Genomic DNA, 1,941 nt, shown 5'->3' with positions numbered 1-1,941 from the left:
CATGGAGGACGCGGGGCGGCCGGCGGAGGCCGCCGCCGGATCGGCGGACGGGAGCTTCGATCCGTTCGCCCACGACGAACTGCCCACCGCCAAGGGCGCCACCGGCACCCTGCTCCGGTCGCTGCTCTCCCCCCACCGCGGCCGGGTCGCCCTGGTCGCCCTGCTGCTGCTCCTCCACCAGGCCGCCGTGCAGGCCGGTCCGCTGCTCGTCGCGTACGCCATCGACCGGGGCGTACCCGCCTTCCGTGAGCAGGACTACGGCCCGCTGATCGCCGTCGCGTCCGGTTACGCGGTCAGCGCGCTGGGCGCGGGGCTGCTCCAGTACTTCTTCATCACCGCCTCCGCCCGGCTGAGCCAGGATGTGCTGCTCGATCTGCGCGGCCGGATCTTCCGCCACGCCCAGGCGCTGAGCCTGGACTTCCACGAGCGCTACACCTCGGGGCGGCTGATCTCCCGCTCGACCACGGATGTGGAGTCGCTGCGTGAACTCCTCGACGAGGGCCTCCAGGAACTGATCAATGTCATCCTGTCCTTCGTCTACATCTCCGCGATGCTCCTCTGGCTCGACCTGGGGCTCGGCGGGATCGCCGTCGCCTCCTTCGTACCGCTGTATCTGCTGATCCGGCTCTATCAGCGGCGGGCCGGGATCATCTACAGCGAGCGCTCGACGGCGATCGCCGGGGTGATCGTGAAGTTCGCGGAGACGATGAACGGAATCCGTCCGGTGCGCGCGTTCCGGCGCGAGCGGGCGAACGACGCGCAGTTCGCGGTGCTCAACGACCGGCACGGCCGCCGCAACGGCGATGCGATGCTGGAGATGGCGCGCTATGTGCTCGGCTCCCGGCTCGTCGCCAACACGGCTGTCGCGGGGATCGTGCTGTGGGGCGCGTACCGGGTCGCGGGCGGGACGCTCGCGCTCGGGGTGCTGGCGGCGTCCGTGCTCTATCTGCGGCGACTGTACGACCCGATCGACCGGCTCGGGATATTCCTCAACTCCTACCAGTCCGCCGCCGCGTCCCTCCACAAGATCGCGGGGCTGCTGGCCCAGACGCCGACCGTGCCGGAGCCTGCGGACCCGCGCGAACTGCCGAGGCGCGAGGGCGAGGACCCCGGCCGCGAGGTCGTCTTCGACGAGGCCCGGTTCGCCTACCGCACGGGCGGCGAGGTACTGCCCCCCTTCGGTCTGACGATCCCGGCCGGCCAGACCGTCGCGGTCGTCGGCTCGACGGGTGCGGGCAAGTCGACGCTCGCCAAACTGCTGGCCCGCTTCTACGATCCCACCGGCGGCCGGGTCCTCCTCGACGGCGTCGATCTGCGCGATCTCGCCACGCGGGAGCTGCGGCGCGGGGTGGTGATGGTGACCCAGGAGGCGTTCCTGTTCTCCGGGACCGTCGCCGAGAACATCTCCATCGGCCGCCCGGACGCCACCCGTGAGCAGATCGAGTCGGCGGCGAAGGCGATCGGCGCGCACGCTTTCATCAGCGGGCTGCCTGAGGGGTACGACACGGATGTACGGAAGCGGGGCGGCCGGATCTCCGCCGGTCAGCGGCAGTTGGTCGCCTTCGCGCGGGCGTTGCTCGCCGACCCGTCCGTACTGATCCTGGACGAGGCGACCAGTTCGCTGGACATTCCGGGCGAGCGGGCGGTGCAGCGGGCGATGGACACGGTGCTGCACGGGCGTACGGCGGTGGTGATCGCCCACCGGCTCTCCACGGTCGAGGTCGCCGACCGGGTGCTGGTGATGGAGCGGGGCCGGATCGTGGAGGACGGCGCTCCGGCGGACCTCATCGGCGGCACGGGCCGGTTCGCGGACCTGCACCGGGCGTGGCGGGACAGCCTGGTCTGAGACGGGCGCGATGCAGATTCCGCAGTTTCGCAAGCACTTCCACGTGATGGAGAAGGGCGGAGAACGGGAGAAGGGCGGCGCGGCCGGGCAGTGGC

At 71.2% G+C, this 1,941-nt stretch carries 1 protein-coding gene; it reads left to right on the top strand.

Going from position 1 to position 1,941, the window contains the following annotated elements:
- Position 1 precedes the first annotated feature (1 nt).
- Positions 2 to 1,846 (top strand): ABC transporter ATP-binding protein, encoded by a 1,845-nt coding sequence (locus ACWF94_RS39600; RefSeq protein WP_453500002.1) that lies wholly within the window; start codon positions 2 to 4, stop codon positions 1,844 to 1,846.
- Positions 1,847 to 1,941: the final 95 nt, after the last annotated feature.

The organism is Streptomyces sp. NPDC055078 (genome assembly GCF_053607985.1).
The sequence above is the reverse complement of the archived record's forward strand: the minus strand, read 5'-3'. Positions and strand labels throughout refer to the sequence as shown.